Here is a 17118-nt window from a genome sequence, read left to right as displayed (position 1 = left end):
CTCGACTTTTAATGTAGGGAGAGGCTTTTTATGGCCGTATCAACAATCACTTTGCGAAATAACACCAGTTGTCGGCGTTTCCCGCCCAGTTGTCGCCAAAGCACGGCGCTGCGCATGGCCGCCAGCAGCAATGCGCGTATTTTATTCTGTACCTGCTTTTGTTGCAGGGTATGGGGGTTGCCGGAAATCTGGATTTTGGGCCCGAGGTTGCTGATGACTTCACTGTAGATGTCGGCAATGTTGGCCACGACCTGTTCATCGGTAATGGCAAAATGCTGCAATTGCCGCTGCAGTTGTCCAATCCGCTCGGACATCACCCCCAATGCGGCATTGTTGCGGCTGAGCTTGCGCTCCAGCGCCAGCAGCCCCACCAGGTAACGGGTAATTTCGGCATCTTTTTGCGGGGTGTTGCCCAGTTGGTTGATTATCCAGCGGTAACCGTTGGCCAGTACGTTTTTATCGGGATAGATATCATCAATATTGTCTGGGTCCGTGACCACGATGGTGTTGAGGGCCGCCGCCATCTGTTCGTTGTCGGTTTCGCCATGACGGGCGATATGCTGAACCTGTGCAATGGCTTGCAGGGTTGCGGCCAGGGCCATGGTTCTGTCGTGCAGAGTGTTCACTGATTATTCTCTTATCAGACTGTCGATTATGCCGCCACCGAGGCAGATTTCACCGTCATAGAATACCGCTGATTGCCCCGGAGTAACAGCCGCAACCGGATGGTCGAACATCACCCGGATTTCACCCTTGCCATTATAGTGAATCTTGCAGGGGATGTCTGGCTGCCGGTAACGGGTTTTTACGGTCAGTTGCTGGCCATCGGCCGGGCCTTGTCTATCCACCCAGTGCAGTTGGTGGGCCACCAGGCCGCAGGACATCAACCGGGGGTGATTATGGCCTTGTGCCACAATCAGCACGTTGCGCTCAAGGTCTTTGTCCACTGTGTACCACGGGTCGTCATTGCCGTCTTTGGTGCCGCCGATGCCAAGGCCCTTGCGCTGGCCGAGGGTGTGGTACATCAATCCCTGATGGTGGCCAATCACCTCGCCGTCCACGGTTTCGATGTTGCCGGGTTGGGCAGGCAGGTAACGGCTGAGAAATTCACTGAATTTTCGCTCACCGATAAAACAGATGCCGGTACTGTCTTTTTTGTTGGCGGTGACCAGCCCTTGTTGCTGGGCAATTTCCCGCACTTGCGGCTTTTCGATATCCCCTACGGGAAACAGGCTGCGGGACAGCTGCTCATGGCTCAGGGTATACAGGAAATAACTCTGATCCTTGTTGCCATCAGCGCCGCGCAGCAGGGTGACTTTGCCGTTGTGCTCCCCGCGACGTACGTAATGCCCCATGGCAATGTAATCGGCGTCCAGAATGTCATCGGCAAAATCCAGGAAGGCTTTGAACTTGATTTCCTTGTTGCACATGATGTCCGGATTGGGGGTGCGGCCGGCTTTGTATTCCGCCAGGAAATATTCAAACACGTTGTCCCAGTATTCGGCGGCAAAGTTGACGGTATGCAGCTTGATGCCCAGCTTGTCGCAGACGGCCTGTGCATCTTTAAGATCTGCCGCGGCGGAGCAATATTCGCTGTTATCGTCTTCTTCCCAGTTTTTCATGAACAGCCCTTCCACCTGATATCCCTGCTGTTTGAGCAGGTAGGCCGATACCGAGGAGTCAACGCCGCCAGACATGCCGACAATAACTTTTTTTGCAGAAGGATTGGGATCGATAAATGTCATAAAAGCCGTTTCACCATTCAACATAACACAGGGCCAAGGGGCGTTGCCTGTTGGTACTTTTTGTTTGTACTTGGGCAGGCAAGATAAAAGTCGGTTGCCACTCAATGAGTTAATGGTAACCGCATGATCTCTGACCCGAATAATTGGTGGCGTATTCTATCACGGCTTGGCGTTGCCCGCTAATGCCAGAAACTGGCTGCTGAGCAGTGATAACGGGTAACGCTGGCCCTGTTGGTAACTGTGAATGGCCTCCATCACCAACGGGCTGCGCAAGCGGGGGCTGCGTTGGCAAATTTCGTCATAACTGAGCCAGTGGGTGGCACTGATGGCGCTATCTTGAGGCATGCTTGCCTGGCAGCAGGACAGCTGGCAGCCAAAGGTGAAGCGCAAAAACGCCAGTGCCGGGCTGGCGCTGAACTGATCAATGCGCAGCAGATGTTGCGGGGTGATGATGAGCCCGGTTTCTTCGTGTACCTCCCGGGCACAGGCGTGGGAAAGGGTTTCGCCTGCCTCCAGATGTCCGGCAGGCTGGTTGAATTTTTGCTCGCCGTCAATCCATTCTTCCACCAGCAGAAATCTGTTTTCGGCCTCAATAACGCAGGCCACCGTCACGTTTGGCCGATAACGGTCAGGGGTAGCGGTTGCGCGGTTGCTCATGGCTGTTTCACGTCCATGGTGGTGAGCAGGGCTTGAATTTCCTGATGCGTCAGTGAGCGCAGCGCTCCGCTGGCCAGCAGTGTGCCATTGTATTGCAGTGCATGATGGCCAATGGCATAACGGATTAAGCGCAGGGTGGGAAATCCCACATGGGCGGTCATTCGCCGTACCTGTCGGTTGCGTCCTTCGCGGATTTGGATTTCCAGCCAGCTGTCTGGCACGGATTTACGCTCGCGGATGGGGGGCACCCGCGGCCATACTGCTGGTGCTTGAAGCCTGCGTACCCGGGCGGGCAAGGTCATGCCGTCTTTCAGTTGTACGCCTTGGCGTAATTTGGCCATGGCCGCCTCGGTGATTTCTCCCTCCACTTGTACCCAGTAGGTTTTGTAGGTATGGCGCCGGGGAGCGGTGAGTTTGGCCTGTAACTGGCCGTTATTGGTCAGCAGCAGTAACCCTTCGCTGTCACGGTCAAGCCGCCCGGCGGCATAAATGCCGGGTTCATCGATAAAGGCCTTTAACGTCTGGCGACCACCATCATCGGTAAACTGGCACAACACGTCATAGGGCTTGTTAAACAGCACCACTTTGGTGTCTGCGGCGCTGATGCTGGCTGATTTGCCGTAACGACCGTGGCGGATGCCTTGGGAGGAACCTGCTGTGGATGATTTACCCGCGTTGCAACGGGTTGGCGGGCGTTTGGCGCGGGGCTTCATGACGCAAAGAAAACTCGCTAAATGGAAACTGGGCACAATGCTAACACAGCGCCGGCATTTCCCTAAAGATAACCACTGCGCGTTGGCATTTGAATCTTGCGCAGAATGCTCTATGATGTTTGCCAAAATGTGATCCAAACCCCGTTTTTAAAGATCCAGAATCTTGTCGCATCAATTGATAAAGCGTTTTTGATGAATAACGGAGACAGCATCGTCAACAGGAAGCCGTTGTCTCTTTTTCTTGCAAACAAGCGTAGGACCCAAAATGACCGATAAAACTCCCACCATCATCTATACGGAAACAGATGAAGCGCCTGCGTTGGCGACGCTGTCACTCTTGCCCATCATTCAAACCTTCACCAAAGCTGCCGGTATCAACGTTGAAACCCGTGATATCTCATTGTCTGCCCGTGTGATAGCCGCATTCCCTGAACGTTTAACTGACGCACAGCGCATTGGCGATCACCTGGCGGAGCTGGGGGCGTTGGCCATGACCCCTGAAGCCAACATCATCAAATTGCCCAATATCAGCGCCTCCATTCCCCAACTGAAAGCCTGCATCAAAGAGCTCCAGGAAAAGGGCTATGCCTTGCCCGATTATCCGGAAGAGCCCGCTAGCGCCGAAGAAAAAGAGGTCAAAGCCCGTTACGATAAAATCAAGGGCAGTGCGGTAAACCCCGTATTGCGCGAAGGTAACTCTGATCGCCGCGCCCCGGCATCGGTAAAACAGTATGCCCGCAAGCATCCCCATTCCATGGGTGCCTGGAGCAAGGACTCCAAGTCTCATGTGGCATACATGGAACACGGCGATTTTTACGGCAGTGAAAAATCGGTCACCATGGCGGCTGCTGACACCATCTCCATTGTACTGGAACAGAATGATGGCCATCAGCTCACCTTGAAACCCAGCCTCAAACTGCTGGCCGGTGAAATTATTGATGCTTCCGTCATGAACGTGCGCGAACTTAGCGCCTTTTATGAAAAAGAGATTGCCGCGGCTAAAACTGAAGGTGTTCTGCTGTCGCTGCACCTGAAAGCCACCATGATGAAGGTGTCTGATCCCGTCTTGTTTGGTCATGCGGTGAAAGTGTTCTACAAAGCGCTGTTTGCCAAATACGGCGATACCTTTAAAGCCCTTGGCGTGGATGTGAATAACGGCTTTGGTGACGTGATGACCCGCATCGCCGAGCTGCCATCCACCCAGCGCAATGCCATTGAGGCGGATATCGCCGCCATTTATCAGGCGCAGCCCCCTCTGGCAATGGTCAACTCTGACAAGGGCATCACCAACCTGCACGTGCCAAGCGATGTGATTATTGATGCCTCCATGCCTGCGGCAATCCGCGCTGGCGGTAAAATGTGGGGCCCTGATGGCCAGTTGCATGACATTAAAGCCATGATCCCGGATCGCTGCTATGCCGGGGTTTATGAAGAAGCCATCAACTTCTGTAAAGAACACGGGGCGTTTGACCCGGCCACCATGGGCACGGTGCCTAACGTAGGCCTGATGGCGCAAAAAGCCGAGGAATACGGCAGCCACGACAAGACGTTTGAAATCCCGGCCACCGGTGTGGTGAAAGTCCTGAACAGTGCAGGCGATGTGCTGATGCTGCACGAAGTGGAGCAGGGTGATATCTGGCGCATGTGCCAGGCCAAGGATGCGCCCATCCGTGACTGGGTGAAACTGGCCGTGCGCCGCGCACGTTTGTCGGATACGCCAGCGGTATTCTGGCTGGATGAAAACCGGGCCCATGACGCCCAGGTGATTGCCAAGGTGAACACCTATCTGGCTGAGGAAGACACCAGTGGCCTTGATATCCAGATCCTGTCGCCCACCGCGGCAGCCCGTTTGTCACTGACTCGCATGAAAGCCGGGAAAGACACCATCTCCGTTACCGGCAATGTGTTGCGTGATTACCTGACCGACTTGTTCCCGATCCTGGAATTGGGCACCAGTGCCAAGATGCTTTCCATTGTGCCACTGATGAACGGCGGCGGTTTGTTTGAAACCGGTGCCGGTGGCAGTGCGCCCAAGCACGTACAGCAATTTTTGGGCGAAAACCACCTGCGTTGGGATTCACTGGGCGAATTTTTGGCACTGGGGGCTTCGCTTGAGCACCTTAGCCAGATCACCGGCAACGGCAAGGCACAGGTGCTGGCCGACTGTCTGGATAAAGCCATTGGAGAGTTTCTTGACAACAACAAGTCACCCTCACGCAAAGTGGGTGAGCTGGATAACCGGGGCAGCCATTACTTCCTGGCACAATACTGGGCCAATGCCTTGGCCACGCAGCATGATGATGCCGAGTTGCAGCACCATTTCGCGCCGCTGGCAGCAGCACTGAATGCACAGGAAGCCCAGATTGTGGCTGAGTTGAATGAAGTTCAGGGAAATGCTGTGGATATGGGGGGCTATTATCGTCCTGATCAACAGCAGGCCGCGGCAGCCATGCGCCCAAGCGCCACATTGAATGCCATCATGCAGGCATGATAGAGAAGCTTTGCGGCTGAAAAAGTAAAAGGCGGGATTGCTCCCGCCTTTTCTTTAAAACATTATCGGATTACTTGATGGGAGAGATGGACGAGGCATGCATGCCTTTTGGGCCTTTCTCAACCTCAAATTCAACGGGTTGGCCAGCTTTCAATGTACGATAGCCGTCCATATCTATGGTTGAATAGTGTGCAAAAACATCCTCACCACCTTCATCGGGGCAAATAAACCCGAATCCTTTGGCGTTGTTGAACCATTTCACAGTCCCATTTGCCATACATCTACTTCCTTCTATCTATGTCAGCGTCCCATTAAATAACCAATAATAGGTATTGGTTATTTACCACTCGCTGTACAGGATGTAAGCAGTTGTAAGTGAAGTCAAGAGTAAGTTAACAAAAAATCAACATGAACCAGATGAAATTTTCAGCGATAAGGCATGACCCCTGCAATTGTGCGGGTGCAAGGATTGAATGGACGGGGGATTGCCCTTATCTATCCCTTAATCCGCTTAGACAATTTTGTGGGATGCGCGTTATAGTGAAAGCCGAAACGAGTTTATTTTCCGGCAGGCTGCTGACCCGATAATTGGTATGGGGAACGGACAGAGGCTAGTATTGAATATGAGTAGAAGTGGTCAGATAGAACAGTTGGAAAGCGGTGTTGAGCAGGAGCTGCAACCTCCGCCGATGTACAAGGTTATTTTGAATAATGATGACTACACCCCAATGGATTTTGTGGTAAATGTCTTACAGTTATTTTTTGGTAAAAATGAACAGGAGGCCACAGATTTAATGTTGATGGTGCACCATCAAGGCAAGGCAATATGCGGGCTGTATCCGTTTGGTATTGCTGAAACCAAAGTGGTTCAGGTAAATCAATTTGCCAGGCAAAACCAACATCCGTTACTGTGTTCTTTAGAGAAAGCGTAAATAAGCTTATCACTGTGGTTAGGGGGTGCGTATGCTGAACAAAGACTTAGAAGTGACCTTGAACTTGGCTTTTCAGCAAGCGAGAAATGCCCGGCATGAATACATGACGGTTGAGCATTTATTATTGGCATTGATAGACAACCCCGCAGCACGGGATGCCCTGTTGGCTTGTGGTGCCAATATTGAAAAACTGCGGGAAGAGGTGAGCACTTTCATCAACCAAACCACGCCCATGATCACCGATCCCGACGATGAACGTGAAACCCAGCCCACACTTGGCTTCCAGCGGGTATTGCAGCGGGCCGTGTTTCATGTGCAGTCTTCCGGGCGTAACGAGGTTACCGGTGCCAATGTGCTGGTGGCCATTTTCAGTGAGCAGGAATCACAGGCGGTGTATTTGCTGCGCCGTTGTGATGTCACCCGTCTGGATGTGGTGAATTATCTGTCCCACGGCTTTGCCAAAAACGAGGAAGCCGATAATGCGCCTGCACCTGAAAATATTGAAGATCAAAGCGATAATGCAGAAGAGCGCAGCATGCTGGCGCAATTTTCCAGCAATTTGAACGAACTGGCCCAGCAGGGGAAAATCGACCCGTTAATTGGCCGGGATGATGAAATCGAACGCTCCATTCAAATTTTGTGTCGTCGCCGTAAAAACAACCCCTTGCTGGTGGGCGAAGCCGGGGTGGGTAAAACCGCCATTGCCGAGGGGCTGGCTTATCGGATAGTGAATAGCGCGGTGCCCGACATCATTAAGGATGCCACGGTGTATTCGCTGGATATGGGCGCTTTGCTGGCCGGAACCAAATACCGCGGCGATTTTGAAAAACGCTTTAAAGGGGTACTCAAGGAGCTGACGGCAGATGACAATGCCATTTTGTTCATTGATGAAATCCACACCATTATCGGCGCTGGCGCGGCTTCCGGTGGGGTGATGGATGCCTCCAACTTGTTAAAGCCCCTGTTGTCATCCGGCAGTTTGCGCTGCATGGGGTCAACCACCTTCCAGGAATACCAAAGCATTTTTGAAAAAGACCGGGCGTTGGCACGGCGTTTTCAGAAAGTGGACATTGTGGAACCCAGCGTGGCAGAAACCACCAAAATTCTGGAAGGGCTTAAATCCCGCTACGAGCAACACCACAACGTGCGTTATACCCATGCGGCGCTGGCAAGTGCCGCCCAGCTTTCAGACCGGCACATCAACGACCGTCACTTGCCGGATAAAGCCATTGACGTGATAGACGAAGCCGGGGCCCATATGGCGATGATGCCCCAGAGCCGCCGGAAAAAAACCATTGGTGAATCGGAAATTGAAGCGGTGATTGCCAAAATGGCCCGCATTCCGGAAAAATCCGTCTCCTCCACTGAAAAGGACATGCTCAGAAACCTGGAGCGTAACCTTAAAATGGTGGTGTTTGGCCAGGATAAGGCCATTGAAACCCTCAGTGCCTCCATCCGTTTGGCCCGCAGCGGCTTGGGTAACGAAAATCGTCCCGTGGGCAGTTTCCTGTTTGCCGGGCCTACCGGGGTGGGCAAAACCGAGGTGACCAACCAGTTGGCCCAATGCCTAGGATTGCAGCTTGTGCGTTTTGACATGTCCGAGTACATGGAAAGTCACACCGTATCGCGCTTGATTGGCGCGCCTCCGGGCTATGTCGGTTTTGATCAGGGCGGCTTGCTAACGGATGCAGTGATTAAAAACCCTCACTGTGTGGTACTGCTTGATGAGATTGAAAAGGCCCATCCGGATATTTATAACCTGTTATTGCAGGTGATGGATCACGGCACGCTGACAGACAACAACGGCCGCAAGGCCAGCTTCCGTCACGTCACCTTGGTGATGACCACTAATGCGGGTGTGCAGGAAACCGTGCGTAAATCCATTGGCTTCAAACAACAGGATCACAGCTCTGATGCAATGAGCGAAATCAACCGGATTTTCTCACCGGAATTTCGTAACCGGCTGGATGCCATTATCTGGTTTAACAGCCTGGATATGACCATCATTGCCAAAGTGGTGGATAAATTCCTGGTGGAACTGCAGGCGCAGTTGGATCAAAAAGGCGTGACCCTGGAAGTCAGTGATGAAGCCAGAACGCTGCTGGCCGAGAAAGGTTACGACAAATCCATGGGTGCCCGTCCGATGGCGCGGGTGGTCAAAGATCTGCTCAAACGTCCGTTGGCCGATGAAATCCTCTTTGGTCAGCTGGAGTCCGGCGGTATCGCCAGGGTGGATGTCAAGGATGGCGAGCTGGCCATTGAGATAGCGACCCCTGAAAAAGTTTCCTGAGCGTTGCGCAAACGCAAATGGCTGCCAGTGGCAGCCATTTTTTTGGCCGGAATTCCGGTACATCAGGCAATCGCAGGATAATACCTGCTGATAACACGTGTAGAAACTACAGTGCCAGGTTGTCGATGAAGAAGATGATTAGCGTGCGCGGAATACGATGCGGCCTTTGCTCAAATCGTATGGAGTTAATTGAACGGTCACTTTGTCGCCGGTCAGAATTCGGATGTAGTTTTTACGCATTTTACCGGAGATATGGGCAGTCACTACATGACCATTTTCCAACTCCACCCGGAACATTGTATTTGGCAAGGTTTCCAGAATGGTTCCTTGCATCTCAATACTGTCTTCTTTCGCCATTAATAAATTGTCCTGTTAGCCTGGTAGATAAAAAACCGCCGTATCATGCCGCAAATTACCGGGAGTGTAAAGGGTTACAGTGAGAACAATCACTTTTGAGCCATCCCTGCTCCGTCAGGATCTCATAGGGTCGGTACAGGCGTTTGTATCCCATTTTTGGGTGGTTATCTATTTGATATCCCATATAAAGGTAGTGTTTTCCCCAGTCTTGCCCCAAGCGGCATTGGGTCAGGATCATCATGGCCCCAAGTGAGCGTTTTTCCAGCGCCGGATCAAAGTAGCTGTATACCGCCGACAGGCTGTTTGGCAGCACATCCGTTACTGCAACCCCCACAAGTTTTTGCCCGAGATGAAGCTCAATGAAGTGTGGCGCCAACCACTGGCACTGCAGAAAATGCCGGTATTGCTCCAGGCTTGGGGGATACATGCTGCCATCCTGATGACGGGCGCAAATGTAATGTTCATAAAGGCGGTAATGCTCTTCCCGGTACTGATCGGTTACCCGGATATCCAAATCCCGGTTATGGGCCAAGGTGCGCTTCTGGCGTTTTGACAGGTGAAACTCACCGAGGGGAAGCCTTAACGACTGACAGGCATCGCAGCCAGGGCAACGTGGGCGGTAGACGGCTTCACCACTGCGGCGAAAACCCAGCGCCAGCAGGCGTTCATACAAGGGCAGCTGTAACAGCTCTTGCTGGATCACCAACAACTGCTCCTGCCGATCATCAAAGTAGCTGCAATTGAACAGGGGGGTGATACCCACGGCTACGGTTTGGGGGTCAGAGTTCAAGGGTTACCTCTTTGGCCAACCAGCTATCCGGTTGCACGTCGCCGTCCCGATAACGGTACAACAAGGCCAGAAACTGCTTACGTTCAATGGCCTTGGCACCAAGTGACAACAGGTGCGGATTCATGATTTGGGCATCAATCAATTTATAGCCCTTGGCCAAGGCATATTGATGCAAGGCTATGAAGGCGGCTTTTGAGGCATTGGTTTCGCGATGGAACATCGACTCGCCACAAAATACCTGGCCTACATTCAGGCCATACAAACCGCCAATCAGGCGCTCACCTTGCCAGACTTCAAAAGAATGGGCCCGTCCCATGTGATGCAGTTGCTGGTATGCCAGGCGGATTTCACTGGTAATCCAGGTGCCGTCCTGGCCGGCTCTTGGCATGGCACACCCCGCCATCACATCGGCAAATGCATGGTTTACCGTGATGCGCCAGCGCTGTTTCTTTAAATATTTTCGCAGGCTGCGGGCAATATTGACACTTCCCGGCATAAACACGGCCCGGGGATCGGGCGACCACCATAAAATGGGGTCATGCTGATTGAACCAGGGGAAAATGCCTTCATAGTAGGCTTGCAGTAATCGACGGGGGTGTAAATCGCCCCCCACGGCCAGCAATCCATTGGGATCCTTCAGCGCTGATTCAGGAGAAGGAAAGGGATCCAGCGTATGATTAATAAAGGACAGCGAGTTCACGATTGCGTATCATTAACTAACGGGCGTACCTACTAAATTAGCGGAAATCCGACCATGTGGAAAACATTATTCAAGGTATTTGTGTTGTCAGTCGTTTTATCTGTGCCGGTACAGGCAGGTTACGAGCGTAACCAAGCGGTGCCGGTTCAAAAAGTGCTGTATGGTCAAGTGGAATCGGTGCGCAATATCACCCGGCAGCAACTGGTGGAAGATAAACACAATGGTTGGCGTACCTTTGGCGGGGCGTTGCTGGGTGGCATTGTGGGGCATCAGTTCGGCAGTGGCCATGGGCGGGATGTGGCCACGGTACTGGGGGCGATTGTGGGCGCCGGCGTGGGAAACAACCAGGGCAGTGACAGTTATTATCGCCAGAGTTATTTGGTGGAGATGATGGTTCGTCAGGAAGATCAAACCCGGGTGATGATTATTCAGGACAAGGATCCCAACATGGTGTTCAATGTGGGCGATGAGGTGCGGGTGGTGTACCTGCAAGGCGGAGTTCGGGTTGACAAGGCCATGTAATGAAGACAACAAAGGCGCAATCAATGCGCCTTTGTCGATACTGGTGCTACCGGATTAAAACCCCCGGGGCAATTGATTGCGTGGCTGCGCAGCCAGTTTTTTACGCCAGCTGTCTTTGGGCATTTTGCCGCTGCCTGTAGTTGTGGTTGTTACTGGGGCCGTGGCCTGTGGCGCAGGTGTGGTGTCGGTCAGGGTTGCCAGCATCTGTTCCAGCTCGCTGAAGCGAACGGATTTACCGCCATCAATTTTGTACCAGCTGCCATTTTGCTCAATGGCGACATCTCGGCCTTCTTGGTGGCTAAGGCGGGTTTGCAGGCGGCTGATAACATCTTCTTTGGTCAGGGTCATAACATCAATCCGTTATTTTATGTAGTGAACTTTAGTCATTATTTGCGAATTTTATCGGGTATGTTTTGTAAATGTCCAATTTTGTGTCAGAACTTGCTGGAAACATTGCGTTTTTTACAATTTAAATGAGATTGATAATGACTTATAAGACCGGTGGATAGCCAGCTTTGTGTTATCATGAGTGCCTTTCAGTCATATTGGGATGAAAACATGCAAAGCATCGAATTACAGCAGTATTTGCAGTCGTTTTTACAAGTGGATAAATTTCGCGATTACGCCCCCAATGGCCTGCAAGTGGAAGGGCGCGCTGAGATCCGGCGGATAGTGACCGGCGTGACGGCCTGTCAGCCGTTAATTGATGCGGCGGTGGCATGGCACGCGGACGCCATTTTGGTGCATCACGGCTTTTTCTGGAAAAACGAGCCCCAGGTGATAGTGGGCATGAAACAGCGGCGCATCAAGGCGCTGCTGGCCCATGATATCAATTTGTTGGGTTACCATTTGCCGTTGGATGCCCATCCGCAAATCGGCAATAACGTTATGCTGGCTCGGCAGTTGGGACTGGTGGATGCCCGGCCCGTGACGGATACCCCGCAGGAGTTGTTGTGGCATGGCCGTTTGGCCGAAGCGATGTCTCCCGAAGCCTTTGCCAACTGGATAGGCGCAAGGTTAGGGCGCGAGCCGTTGCACTTGCCGGCGGCAAAATCGCAAATCGCCACCGTTGCCTGGTGTACGGGCGGCGCGCAGGATTACATTGATCAAGCGACAGCACTGGGCGTTGATGCCTTTATCAGTGGTGAAGTGTCTGAACGCACTTTCCATAGCGCCGCTGAACAAGATATTCATTATTACGCGGCAGGGCACCATGCAACAGAGTTGTACGGCATTCAAGCACTGGGCCAGCATCTGGCACAACAGTTTGGGCTTGAGCACCGCTTCATTGATATCAGCAATCCGGTGTGATGGCACCACAGTGACAAAAAAGGCCGCAATTGCGGCCTTTGTCTTTATATGGGGCTTATTTCACCCGCATGCCGGGCTGAGCGCCGGTGTGAGGCTCCAAAATCCACAGATCCTTACCGCCGGGGCCTGCGGCCAACACCATCCCTTCTGACATGCCAAAGCGCATTTTGCGCGGCGCCAGATTGGCCACCATCACCGTGTGTTTGCCAATCAGGTCTTCCGGATTGTAGGCCGATTTGATGCCGGCAAACACCTGGCGGGTTTCACCGCCAATGTCCAGTTGCAGTTTCAGCAGTTTATTGGCTTCCGGTACCAGCTCTGCATGCTTAATCAAGGCAATGCGCAAATCCACTTTGGCAAAATCGTCAAAGGTGATTTCCGGGCTGATGGGGTCGTCATCAAGGGCTGAGGGCGCCTTGGCGGCTGCCTGCAGGTTCTCCTTGGAGGCTTCTACCATGGCGTTGACTTTGTCCAGCTCCACCCGTTGCATCATGGGCTTGAAGGGGTTAATGCTGCGACCGGCCATATCCAGTGCCAGGTCATTCCAGGTGAGGGTCAAGCCAAGGAAGGCTTCCACATCCTGTGCCAGCCGTGGCAGCACCGGTTTTAAGTAAGTCACCAGAATGCGGAACATGTTGATGGCATTGGAGCAGGCTTCGTGAGCCTGTGCCAGCGTGGCTTCATTTTTCACCAGTTGCCAGGGGGCCGCATCAGCCACATAGGCGTTGGCACTGTCGGCCATGGCCATGATTTCGCGAATGGCCTTGCTGTATTCGCGGTTTTCAAACAGAGCAGCAATCTGTTCGGCTTTGGCCACAAAACCGTCGGTCAGGCGGGTATCTTCCACCTTGGCCAGTTTGCCGTCAAAACGCTTGGTAATAAATCCGGCGGTGCGGCTGGCCAGGTTCACCAGTTTACCCACGAGGTCTGAATTGACGCGGCTGATGAAATCTTCCAGATTCAAGTCCAGATCATCAATGCCGTTGGACAGCTTGGCTGCGTAGTAATAGCGCAGGTATTCCGGATCCAGATGCTCCAGATAGGTACGAGCCTTGATGAATGTCCCCTTGGATTTGGACATCTTGGCACCGTTGACCGTCACATAGCCGTGGGTGAATACGCTGTTGGGTTGGCGATGACCGCTGCCATAAAGCATGGCAGGCCAGAACAGGCTGTGGAAGTACACAATGTCCTTGCCGATGAAGTGGTACACCTCAGCGGTGGAATCCTTGTCCCAGAACTCGTTGAAGTCAAGTTCAGGCCGTTTGGCACAAAGATTCTTGAAAGACCCCATGTAGCCGATAGGCGCATCCAGCCAGACATAAAAATACTTGCCCGGGGCATCAGGAATTTCAAAACCGAAATAAGGGGCATCGCGGCTGATGTCCCACTGCTGCAGCCCTTGCTCGAACCATTCATTGAGCTTGTTGGCAATTTCGGTTTGCAATGAGCCGGAGCGGGTCCAGGTTTTCAGCATCTGCTCAAAGGCGGGCAGATCGAAGAAGAAATGCTCAGACTCTTTCAATACCGGCGTGGCACCCGATACGGCAGAGCGCGGATTGATAAGCTCGGTGGGGCTGTAGGTGGCGCCACAGCTGTCGCAGTTATCGCCGTACTGATCTTCCGCCTTGCATTTGGGGCAGGTGCCCTTGACAAAACGGTCCGGCAGGAACATCTGTTTTTCCGGGTCGTACAGCTGGCTGATGGTGCGTTGCTTGATGAAGCCGTTTTCGCGTAATTTGAGATAGATGGCCGTGGCAATCTCGTGGTTTTCCGGGCTGTGAGTGCTGTGGTAATTATCGTAGCCGATATTGAAGCCGGCAAAGTCGGCCTGGTGCTCTTCACTGACCTGGGCAATCATCTGCTCCGGTGTTACGCCCATCTGCTGGGCCTTGAGCATAATGGGGGTGCCGTGGGCGTCGTCGGCACAGATGTAATAACATTCGTGCCCGCGCAATTTTTGAAAGCGGGCCCAGATATCGGTCTGGATATGTTCCAGCATGTGGCCGAGGTGAATGGAGCCGTTGGCATAAGGTAATGCACTGGTAACGAGGATCTTGCGTTTGGAATCTGACATCTTGTTTTCGATCTGCTTTAAAGGCCCTAAAAATAATGGCCTAGATACTAACCGATCCCTCAGCTTTTTTCATCATGGTGTGAGCTGGATGAATTAAATCTGTTCCAAATATGCAGATAATATCTGGTACACTTGGTCAACTTTTTCTGAAGGGACTTATATTTTGTCTTCTGAATCTCAGGATTATCGTCTTAGCGACGAACTTCTCGGTCCAGTACTTGCGACACTGAATGCCCATCAAGACCCCTATTTAAAGCAGGGTCTGGTGGATGCCGGTTGTGTGAAAAAACTGGCTCTGAACGGTACTCAGTTACAATTGGGACTGGTTTATCCCTATCCGTGTGAAACCCAATATCGTGACACCGTCATGGCATTGACTCAGGAGCTTGCCAAAATCGCAGGCATTGATGAAGTCGAAGCAGAGATGGATTTCAAGGTGGAAGCCTATTCCGCCACCAGCAGCATTGCCCCCATCCCCAACGTCAAGCAAGTCATTGCCGTGGCATCTGGCAAAGGCGGTGTGGGTAAGTCCACCACCTCCGTTAACCTGGCGCTGGCACTGGCCTCTGAAGGCGCACGCGTGGGTATTCTGGATGCGGACATCTATGGCCCGTCCATCCCCATGATGCTGGGCGTGACTGAATTTCGCCCGCAGTCTCCAGACGGTAAACATATGACGTGTGCCAATGCCCATGGCATTAGTGCCCAGAGTATCGGCTTTTTGCTCACCGATGACCAGGCCGCCGTATGGCGTGGCCCCATGGCCGCTGGCGCCTTGCTGCAGTTGGTGAATGACTCCATGTGGGAAGAGCTGGATTTCTTGGTGATTGATTTGCCACCAGGCACCGGCGACATCCAGCTGACATTGTCCCAGAAAGTTCCGGTAAGCGGTGCGGTCATTGTCACCACGCCACAGGATATTGCCCTGGCGGATGCTCAAAAGGGCATCTCCATGTTTGAAAAAGTCAATATTCCGGTGCTTGGGGTAGTGGAAAACATGAGTTTCTACCTTTGCCCAGAATGCGGTCACAAGGAGTTCCCGTTTGGTAGTGAAGGGGGCTCACGCATTGCTGAACGCTATCATGTGCCATTGTTGGGCGCCTTGCCGTTAAACGGCAGTATCCGGGAAAACATGGATAACGGTACGCCTACCGTGGTGGCTGATGTTGACGGGGAAGTTGCCGCCATTTATCGGGACATCGCCCGTAAAGTGTCTGCCGAGCTGGCGTTGCAACAGCAACAGGGCAGTGTGGCCATTGCGATTTCTGAGGATGAATAAAGCGGAATGAGCACTACCCACAGCGTGATAATCGGCATTGCCGGGGCTTCGGCCTCCGGCAAAAGCCTGATTGCCAGAACCATCTATGAAGAGTTGTGCCGAGACTTGGGCACCAATGAGATCGGGGTGATTAGCGAAGACAGCTATTACCGGGATCAAAGCCATTTGCCCATGGAACAGCGGGTGTTGACCAACTACGACCATCCCAAGGCGCTGGATCATGAGTTGTTGGCCCGCCATCTGCAACAACTCAAGAATGGTGAGCCAGCAGAGATCCCCTGTTACAGCTATGTGGAGCATACCCGTACTGGGGAGTCCCAGCTGATGACGCCCAAAAAGGTGATAATTCTCGAAGGCATATTGTTGCTGACAGATCCAACCTTACGGGGATTGATGGATGCCAGCGTGTTTATGGACACGCCGCTGGATGTATGCCTTATTCGCCGCCTCAGGCGAGATGTGGAAGAGCGTGGACGTACCATGGAATCGGTACTGACCCAGTACCACAATACGGTGCGCCCCATGTATCTGCAGTTTATTGAACCCTCTAAACAATATGCGGATATCATTGTGCCGCGGGGCGGGAAAAACCGCATTGCCACGGATATCCTGAAAACGCGTATTCAGCATTTGTTATCTAGGTAAGTGACCGGGAGCGGGCTTAATGAGATTAACGGACATCGAAATTGAACAGAGCCTTGATGAAGGCCATATCGTGATAGACCCAAGACCAGCCAGTGATGCCATCACCGGCGTGAGTGTGGATGTGAGGTTGGGGCATCAATTCCGGGTGTTTAAAGATCACACCGCGCCTTACATTGACCTGTCAGGGCCAAAGGCGGAAGTCCAGGCGGCGCTGGATAACGTCATGAGCGATCAGATTGACATTGCCGATGGACAGGCGTTTTTCCTGCATCCCGGCGAGCTGGCGCTGGCGGTAACATATGAAAGCGTGCAATTGCCGGCAGATGTGGTGGGCTGGCTCGATGGCCGCTCCTCTCTAGCCCGTCTTGGGTTGATGGTGCATGTCACCGCTCATCGCATTGATCCGGGCTGGAAGGGGAAAATCGTGCTGGAGTTTTACAACAGTGGCAAGTTGCCCTTGGCACTGCGGCCATTGATGACCATTGGCGCTTTGAACTTTGACAAGCTCAACCATCCGGTAGCTAAGCCATATAACGCCCGTAAGAATGCCAAATACAAAGACCAGCAAGATGCCGTTGCCAGCCGCATTAGCCAGGACTGAGCCGTCAC

18 protein-coding genes are annotated in these 17118 nt (G+C 52.8%); 8 read left to right on the top strand and 10 right to left on the bottom strand.

Annotation, left to right across the window (positions count from 1 at the left end; genetic code table 11):
* Positions 1 to 8: 8 nt before the first annotated feature.
* From hflD to ACIDEJ_RS05280, 4 genes are all read right to left on the bottom strand, one after another.
* Positions 9 to 626 carry a high frequency lysogenization protein HflD gene (gene hflD, locus ACIDEJ_RS05295; protein WP_411987043.1) on the bottom strand — a complete coding sequence of 206 codons (618 nt, stop codon included), beginning with the start codon at positions 624 to 626 and terminating at the stop codon, positions 9 to 11.
* 3 nt (positions 627 to 629) lie between these two features.
* On the bottom strand, positions 630 to 1745 hold the full coding sequence (mnmA, locus tag ACIDEJ_RS05290; protein WP_411987042.1) for a tRNA 2-thiouridine(34) synthase MnmA: 1116 nt from the start codon (positions 1743 to 1745) through the stop codon (positions 630 to 632).
* Positions 1746 to 1904: 159 nt separating this feature from the next.
* On the bottom strand, positions 1905 to 2402 hold the full coding sequence (locus ACIDEJ_RS05285; RefSeq protein WP_411987041.1) for an NUDIX hydrolase: 498 nt from the start codon (positions 2400 to 2402) through the stop codon (positions 1905 to 1907).
* Positions 2399 to 3115: a pseudouridine synthase gene (locus ACIDEJ_RS05280; RefSeq protein WP_411987040.1), complete on the bottom strand. Its 717-nt coding sequence runs from the start codon at positions 3113 to 3115 to the stop codon at positions 2399 to 2401. The genes ACIDEJ_RS05285 and ACIDEJ_RS05280 overlap by 4 nt, the downstream gene beginning before the upstream one ends.
* A 265-nt stretch (positions 3116 to 3380) precedes the next feature.
* On the opposite strand from ACIDEJ_RS05280, the gene ACIDEJ_RS05275 reads away from it, so the two are divergent.
* The gene (locus tag ACIDEJ_RS05275) at positions 3381 to 5606 is read left to right on the top strand and encodes an NADP-dependent isocitrate dehydrogenase (protein ID WP_411987039.1); all 2226 of its coding nucleotides are present in this window, start codon (positions 3381 to 3383) and stop codon (positions 5604 to 5606) included.
* Positions 5607 to 5676: 70 nt separating this feature from the next.
* On the opposite strand, the gene cspD is transcribed toward ACIDEJ_RS05275, so the two are convergent.
* On the bottom strand, positions 5677 to 5883 hold the full coding sequence (gene cspD, locus ACIDEJ_RS05270; RefSeq protein ID WP_411987038.1) for a cold shock domain-containing protein CspD: 207 nt from the start codon (positions 5881 to 5883) through the stop codon (positions 5677 to 5679).
* Between the two features lie 346 nt (positions 5884 to 6229).
* Between cspD and clpS the strand changes: the two genes are divergently transcribed.
* The gene (gene clpS, locus ACIDEJ_RS05265; protein ID WP_411987037.1) at positions 6230 to 6538 is read left to right on the top strand and encodes an ATP-dependent Clp protease adapter ClpS; all 309 of its coding nucleotides are present in this window, start codon (positions 6230 to 6232) and stop codon (positions 6536 to 6538) included.
* A 31-nt stretch (positions 6539 to 6569) separates the two neighbouring features.
* Complete coding sequence (gene clpA / locus ACIDEJ_RS05260; RefSeq protein WP_411987036.1) at positions 6570 to 8828, top strand: ATP-dependent Clp protease ATP-binding subunit ClpA; 2259 nt, start codon at positions 6570 to 6572, stop codon at positions 8826 to 8828.
* Positions 8829 to 8966: 138 nt separating this feature from the next.
* Here clpA and infA read toward each other — a convergent pair whose 3' ends face one another.
* The 3 genes from infA to aat are packed head-to-tail and all read right to left on the bottom strand — an operon-like array spanning position 8967 to position 10675.
* Positions 8967 to 9185 (bottom strand): translation initiation factor IF-1, encoded by a 219-nt coding sequence (gene infA, locus ACIDEJ_RS05255; RefSeq protein ID WP_037439960.1) that lies wholly within the window; start codon positions 9183 to 9185, stop codon positions 8967 to 8969.
* Positions 9186 to 9240: 55 nt separating this feature from the next.
* Entirely contained in the window at positions 9241 to 9975 is a 735-nt protein-coding gene (locus ACIDEJ_RS05250; RefSeq protein ID WP_411987035.1) for an arginyltransferase, read from the bottom strand.
* On the bottom strand, positions 9965 to 10675 hold the full coding sequence (aat, locus tag ACIDEJ_RS05245) for a leucyl/phenylalanyl-tRNA--protein transferase (protein WP_411987034.1): 711 nt from the start codon (positions 10673 to 10675) through the stop codon (positions 9965 to 9967). The genes ACIDEJ_RS05250 and aat overlap by 11 nt, the downstream gene beginning before the upstream one ends.
* Before the next feature lie 54 nt (positions 10676 to 10729).
* Between aat and ACIDEJ_RS05240 the strand changes: the two genes are divergently transcribed.
* Complete coding sequence (locus ACIDEJ_RS05240) at positions 10730 to 11197, top strand: outer membrane lipoprotein (protein ID WP_411987033.1); 468 nt, start codon at positions 10730 to 10732, stop codon at positions 11195 to 11197.
* Between the two features lie 54 nt (positions 11198 to 11251).
* Here ACIDEJ_RS05240 and ACIDEJ_RS05235 read toward each other — a convergent pair whose 3' ends face one another.
* On the bottom strand, positions 11252 to 11545 hold the full coding sequence (locus tag ACIDEJ_RS05235) for a hypothetical protein (RefSeq protein WP_411987032.1): 294 nt from the start codon (positions 11543 to 11545) through the stop codon (positions 11252 to 11254).
* A gap of 210 nt (positions 11546 to 11755) precedes the next feature.
* Here ACIDEJ_RS05235 and ACIDEJ_RS05230 point away from each other — a divergent pair, with 210 nt between their 5' ends.
* Positions 11756 to 12508 (top strand): Nif3-like dinuclear metal center hexameric protein, encoded by a 753-nt coding sequence (locus ACIDEJ_RS05230; protein ID WP_411987031.1) that lies wholly within the window; start codon positions 11756 to 11758, stop codon positions 12506 to 12508.
* A gap of 55 nt (positions 12509 to 12563) precedes the next feature.
* On the opposite strand, the gene metG is transcribed toward ACIDEJ_RS05230, so the two are convergent.
* Positions 12564 to 14585, bottom strand: a complete 2022-nt coding sequence (metG, locus tag ACIDEJ_RS05225; RefSeq protein WP_411987030.1) for a methionine--tRNA ligase — start codon at positions 14583 to 14585, stop codon at positions 12564 to 12566.
* Positions 14586 to 14748: 163 nt separating this feature from the next.
* Between metG and apbC the strand changes: the two genes are divergently transcribed.
* From apbC to dcd, 3 genes are read left to right on the top strand one after another with little or no spacing between them, the layout of a single operon-like run.
* Positions 14749 to 15864 (top strand): iron-sulfur cluster carrier protein ApbC, encoded by a 1116-nt coding sequence (gene apbC / locus ACIDEJ_RS05220; RefSeq protein WP_411987029.1) that lies wholly within the window; start codon positions 14749 to 14751, stop codon positions 15862 to 15864.
* A 6-nt stretch (positions 15865 to 15870) separates the two neighbouring features.
* Entirely contained in the window at positions 15871 to 16509 is a 639-nt protein-coding gene (udk, locus tag ACIDEJ_RS05215) for a uridine kinase (protein WP_411987028.1), read from the top strand.
* Positions 16510 to 16528: 19 nt separating this feature from the next.
* Positions 16529 to 17110, top strand: coding sequence for a dCTP deaminase (dcd, locus tag ACIDEJ_RS05210; RefSeq protein ID WP_411987027.1), 582 nt, complete (start codon positions 16529 to 16531; stop codon positions 17108 to 17110).
* Positions 17111 to 17118: the final 8 nt, after the last annotated feature.

The organism is Shewanella mytili, assembly GCF_046765975.1.
Classification (GTDB): Bacteria; Pseudomonadota; Gammaproteobacteria; order Enterobacterales; family Shewanellaceae; genus Shewanella; species Shewanella mytili.
This window is presented reverse-complemented; position numbering and strand designations above follow the sequence as displayed.

Coding starts and splice junctions, on each gene's coding strand:
- mnmA (WP_411987042.1), bottom strand. CDS start 1,745: ATGACATTTATCGATCCCAATCCTTCTGCAAAAAAAGTTATTGTCGGC.
- ACIDEJ_RS05285 (WP_411987041.1), bottom strand. CDS start 2,402: ATGAGCAACCGCGCAACCGCTACCCCTGACCGTTATCGGCCAAACGTG.
- ACIDEJ_RS05280 (WP_411987040.1), bottom strand. CDS start 3,115: ATGAAGCCCCGCGCCAAACGCCCGCCAACCCGTTGCAACGCGGGTAAA.
- ACIDEJ_RS05275 (WP_411987039.1), top strand. CDS start 3,381: ATGACCGATAAAACTCCCACCATCATCTATACGGAAACAGATGAAGCG.
- cspD (WP_411987038.1), bottom strand. CDS start 5,883: ATGGCAAATGGGACTGTGAAATGGTTCAACAACGCCAAAGGATTCGGG.
- clpS (WP_411987037.1), top strand. CDS start 6,230: ATGAGTAGAAGTGGTCAGATAGAACAGTTGGAAAGCGGTGTTGAGCAG.
- clpA (WP_411987036.1), top strand. CDS start 6,570: ATGCTGAACAAAGACTTAGAAGTGACCTTGAACTTGGCTTTTCAGCAA.
- infA (WP_037439960.1), bottom strand. CDS start 9,185: ATGGCGAAAGAAGACAGTATTGAGATGCAAGGAACCATTCTGGAAACC.
- ACIDEJ_RS05240 (WP_411987033.1), top strand. CDS start 10,730: ATGTGGAAAACATTATTCAAGGTATTTGTGTTGTCAGTCGTTTTATCT.
- ACIDEJ_RS05235 (WP_411987032.1), bottom strand. CDS start 11,545: ATGACCCTGACCAAAGAAGATGTTATCAGCCGCCTGCAAACCCGCCTT.
- ACIDEJ_RS05230 (WP_411987031.1), top strand. CDS start 11,756: ATGCAAAGCATCGAATTACAGCAGTATTTGCAGTCGTTTTTACAAGTG.
- metG (WP_411987030.1), bottom strand. CDS start 14,585: ATGTCAGATTCCAAACGCAAGATCCTCGTTACCAGTGCATTACCTTAT.
- udk (WP_411987028.1), top strand. CDS start 15,871: ATGAGCACTACCCACAGCGTGATAATCGGCATTGCCGGGGCTTCGGCC.
- dcd (WP_411987027.1), top strand. CDS start 16,529: ATGAGATTAACGGACATCGAAATTGAACAGAGCCTTGATGAAGGCCAT.